At 43.8% G+C, this 5141-nt stretch carries 3 protein-coding genes; 2 read left to right on the forward strand and 1 reads right to left on the reverse strand.

Annotated features, from left to right (window positions below):
• The coding region (locus tag GVO63_RS05110) for a transposase (RefSeq protein WP_236552062.1) at window positions 1–687 on the reverse strand (687 nt) is incomplete at its 3' end.
• A gap of 345 nt (window positions 688–1032) precedes the next feature.
• Between GVO63_RS05110 and hsdR the strand changes: the two genes are divergently transcribed.
• Together hsdR and GVO63_RS05120 are read left to right on the forward strand one after the other, a co-directional pair.
• On the forward strand, window positions 1033–4554 hold the full coding sequence (hsdR, locus tag GVO63_RS05115; RefSeq protein WP_159578369.1) for a type I restriction-modification system endonuclease: 3522 nt from the start codon (window positions 1033–1035) through the stop codon (window positions 4552–4554).
• Window positions 4555–4671: 117 nt separating this feature from the next.
• On the forward strand, window positions 4672–5141 hold a 470-nt coding region (locus tag GVO63_RS05120), incomplete at its 3' end, for a Fic/DOC family N-terminal domain-containing protein (protein WP_308469290.1).

Genomic DNA, 5141 nt, shown 5'->3' on the forward strand with positions numbered 1-5141 from the left:
CAACCACGAAGTTAAGGTTTTGGCCAGTGCACGAAGTGGACTGTGATGTAACTGTTCAAGCAAGTCTAAGAACCTCGGTAATGTCTTCTCCATTCGTTTTTCATTCATAGTCTTTAACAGCATATACCTGATGAGCTTCTGTTTGACCTCATACAGTGTTTTTAACACCGGATAGTCAACCAAGTAGCGTTGTAGGTTGCTGCTATTCTCTTCGTTTAAATGCCATTGATGTCGTCGCATCAAACTAAGTAAACCTCGATTCTTACGTCCTTCAGGATGGTGTTGCTGCCACGCTTTTAAGAAGTGATGGTTGATCAAGCGCACCACATGGAAACGGTCAGCGACTATCGTAGCATTAGGGAAATAGCGTTTGGCAATACCACGATAGGTTTCCGATAAGTCCATCGCGATGAGCTTCACGTTCTCTTTATTGGGAAGGTGGCGCAAGTACGAGCGTAAACTTAATTCAGAACGTCCCAGTTTTACATCAAACACACTACGATGTCGTAAATCTACAAACGTCGTCGCATAACCCTTCTTACGGGTAAAAAAGTGTTCATCTATCCCCAGCATCTCCGGGCAAGGTCGACTGATAATCTCTTTATATTTTTGACTGATGTGAGACTGATACCAACGTTCAACGGTGGTAGGACTTATACGGTGCGTGCGCGAGGTCACAGGCCTCACGTGTAATTTACCCTCCATCATTGCATGAATCGTTCAGAGAAAAGCGATGATTCTCTTTGTATTCATGTTTAATAAATATATTTAAAAAGTCGGTTGATGTGCGTAACGTTCTAATTAAATGGCTTCAACCGTACGAACTCATATTTATTTTTAAGTGGTTAAACCAAGGATTCAAAAAAAGTAATTCAACGCACCGGTTCTGTAGTTTTATGGTTTTATACTCACTACTAAAGTATAGTGAATTTAGGTATTTGTGGTAGTCTCTTCTTTGCGATACACACAGAATAAAAAGTACTACTGAGTTCTGATTGAACCAGCATCAAGGTGAAATGGAGTTTCATAAAAATGGCGTCCTCTATCCAGCAAAGTAACTTCGGGTTTCTACAAGAGCATGATTCGCTTTTTGTTGAAATAGCCTTGTCTGCTGAAAGAGCTTTCTCGAGCGATCCCAACACAACGTTAATGAAGCTCAGGCAACTGGGTGAAGCACTAGCACAGCACATTGCAGCATTGGTTGGAATTGAGTTTGACGATAAGACTTCCCAGGCTGATTTGATCTATAAAATAAACCGGGAGCTAAAACTAGAGCCGGTAGTCAGGGAGTTATTCCATACCCTCAGAATGGAAGGCAATAAAGCAACTCATACTTTTAGAACTCAGCACAAAGAAGCCATAAATGGTTTGGTGGTTGCCCGCAAATTGGCCATATGGTTCCACCAGTCCTTCGGAAAATCAGGGGTTCAATTTAAACCTGGTCCTTTTATTCCACCCACCGACCCTAGCGAACAGTTACGCCAGTTACAATCTCAAATTGCGAAATTAAAGAGTGATTTAGAACTAGCGAACGTTAACTTAGATTCCAGCAATCAACTTAATGATCTGGTAGCCAAAGAAAAGGCGGAATATGAAGCGCTAGCACTGGCAATGGACGAAGAGTCTCGTTCTTTAGCGAAGCAAGCATCGAAACATGAAGATGCCTTACAGGCACAACGTCAAGACTACGAAGCAAAAATAAAGGCACTTCTAGCTCAGTTGGCGGCGGCTGATGAGAAAACGCAAAGTGCCCAACGCAGTCAGATAAACAAAAACACACAGGCGGCAACGCAACACATAGTGTTGGATGAAGCGCTAACCCGCATTTTAATTGATCAGCAATTGATAGAAGCTGGTTGGACAGCAGACAGTGAAGCCCTTACTTATAAAGGCGGCGCCCGTCCAGAAAAAGGCAGGAATATCGCGATTGCCGAATGGCCTACCGAGCATAATAGCGAAAAAGGTAGAGCGGACTATGTGCTGTTTTCCGGTTTAACGCCCATGGCCGTGGTTGAGGCGAAGAAAGAAAACACAAACGTTGCAGGAAAAATTTCGCAAGCAGAACGATATAGCAAGGGTTTTAGTGTTTTACCCCCTATGCTGGGCGCATGGGAACTAGCAGGTTTAACAATTGCCTGGCCCAATGAGCAAGAAAGCCATTATAAAATCCCGTTTGTCTACTCCTGCAATGGTCGCCCATATGTTCCTCAGCTGGCTGAACAGTCTGGAACCTGGTTTCGTGATGTGCGCGAAACTGCCAATACTAAACGTGCACTCCCCAAATTTCATACGCCAGAAGGCTTAATCGACAAACTGAAACGCAGTAAAGAAGAGGCTGAGAAAAAGTTAAAAGCCGAGCCCTTTGGCTATCTAAAAGTTCGTGATTATCAGCAAAAAGCCATTATTGCGGTGGAAAATACGTTAGCGAAAGAAGTACGTACTGCGCTTTTAGCTATGGCAACAGGAACCGGTAAAACGCGCACCATCATCGGTTTGATGTACCGGTTTTTAAAGGCAGAGCGGTTTAAGCGTATTTTATTCCTGGTAGACCGCACCGCACTGGGTCAGCAAGCTATCGACGCCTTTAATGAGGCTCCATTAGAACAAAATCATACCCTATCTAAAATCTATAATGTTGCAGAGCTGGGAGATATGGCTGCTGAAGCTGAAACGCGCGTGCAGGTAGCAACTGTACAGGCCATGGTAAAGCGCATCTTTATGAGCGATAACCCGCCACCGTTAGACCAGTTTGACTGTATTATTATTGATGAAGCCCACCGAGGCTATACGCTTGACCAGGAAATGACCGAAGGCGAACTCGCTACACGGGATGCAAGTCAGTATCTTTCCAGTTACCGCCGAGTGCTCGATTATTTTGATGCCGTTAAAATTGGCTTAACGGCAACGCCAGCAAAACATACTAGCGAAATTTTCGGTAAACCCGTTTATACCTATTCATACCGGGAAGCCGTAGCGGATGATTGGTTAATAGATCACGAGCCGCCGATACGATACGAAACCTTGCTAACACAAAACGGGATTAAATTTGCCAAGGGAGACAAAGTCAGCGCGATTAATACTCAAACCGGTGAAGTACAAAGCGCAGAGCTGGACGATGAACTGAACTTTGAAGTGGATGCCTTTAACCGCAAAGTGATCAACGAAAACTTTAACAAAGTGATTTGTCAGCAACTGGTTCAGGAACTTGATCCCTTTGGCGATGAGAAAACCATGATCTTCTGTGCTACAGACCTGCATGCTGATATGGTGAAACGGTTATTAGATGAAGCGTTTAAAGGCCTTTATAACGGTGAATATAACCAGGCGGCAGTCGCTAAAATCACCGGGCAAAGCGACAAAGTAGAGCAGCTCATTCGCCAGTATAAAAACGAGCGCTATCCAAATATAGCTATTACGGTTGATCTGCTGACTACCGGTATCGATGTTCCCAAAATTTGTAATCTTGTGTTTATGCGCCGGGTTAAATCACGGATTTTATATGAGCAGATGATCGGCCGCGCCACACGCCGTTGTGATGACATTGGTAAAACAGTATTTAGAATTTACGACCCGGTGGATATTTATGCTGCGTTGGCCGATGTTAATACCATGAAGCCATTGGTTAAAGATCCCAATATTACTTTGGGGCAATTGGTAGACGAAATCACTAATCCGGAACAATTGGAACGCGCTTTGAATGCTCCTGGCGATGCGCCTGAGCAGAGTCATGCCGATGTAGTGCTAAGTCAACTTAGCCAAAAAGTGATGCGCGTATTGCGAAAAGCCGGTAAAAAAGCCGAAAGCAAACCAGCACTCAAACAAAAACTGGATGAATTACACGGTTTATGGGGCGTTGAGCCCAAAAGCCTGCATAAACATTTATACGAGCTTGGACCTAAGCAAGCCGCGGCCTTTATCACAAAACATAGCGGTTTGATAAATCAGCTTGCTGAAGTGAATGAGTTACTCGGTAGTGAACGCCAACCAGTAATTTCGGAACATCATGATGAGATAAAAGAACGCACCCAAAGCTATGGCGTACATCAAAAGCCTGAAGATTACCTCGACAGCTTTAACCAGTTCATAAAAGAGCAGCTAAATCAAAGTGCAGCCCTTGCTGTAGTGGTAAATAAACCCCGGGATCTGACTCGCGATCAACTAAAAGAGATTAAGCTAATGCTTGATGGTGCAGGATACTCAGAAGCAAAACTCCAAAGTGCGGTGCGTAACCAAACTAATCAGGATATAGCAGCTAGTATTATTGGCCATATTCGCCGAGCAGCATTCGGCGAGCCATTGGTACCCTTTGAACAACGTGTTGCACAGGCAATGCTGCGAATATATGAAAGTCATAACTGGTTACCAGCACAGCGTAAATGGCTTGAACGCCTGGCAAAACAACTGGTTCATGAAGTCATTATTGATAGAGAATTTGTAAACAGCCGATTTGCAGAGCAGGGCGGAGCAAAGCAGCTGGATAAGGTACTGGGTAATCAACTGGATGTGGTACTGGATGAACTGGGTGATGCAATTTGGCCTCCTCAAAGTGCATAAACCTTATATGTATAAATAAACAGAAAAACTATACATGTTATACAGTACATGTATAATTTTTTATAAAATCTATATATATACAGATCTATATGTATAAATAAGGACATAATATTAATCATGCCTGCATCTATCACATTGTTACCACTTGATAATATAGAGCAGTGGGAAACCCGCGCAGTACTCAAAAAGGTGGCTGAAGCTCACCGATATCTGGCCGAACTAAAGGGTATTGCCGCCAGCATTCCCAATGAAGCAATACTAATCAATACGCTGGCCTTGCAGGAAGCAAAAGACAGTTCAGAAGTGGAAAACATCGTAACCACGCATGATGAGCTTTATAAAGCCAACTTATTTGAAGAAGCCATTAGCAGCCCGGCAACCAAAGAAGTGCAGGATTACGCCGTAGCATTAAAGCAGGGCTTTCAAACAGCACGGCAAAGTAAACTCATTCGCTTAAGTGACATTCTCGCCATCCAGCAAAACCTGGAGCACAATAACGCAGGCTTACGAAAGCTACCCGGCACGGATTTGAAAAATGCCCGTACGGGAGAGGTGGTGTATACCCCGCCACAACATGCAGACGAAAT

Source organism: Alteromonas sp. KUL106 (assembly GCF_009811415.1).
Classification (GTDB): Bacteria; Pseudomonadota; Gammaproteobacteria; order Enterobacterales; family Alteromonadaceae; genus Alteromonas.

What these genes read in the sequence shown, in the direction of transcription:
- hsdR (WP_159578369.1), top strand. Translation starts at nt 1,033, where the DNA reads ATGGCGTCCTCTATCCAGCAAAGTAACTTCGGGTTTCTACAAGAGCAT.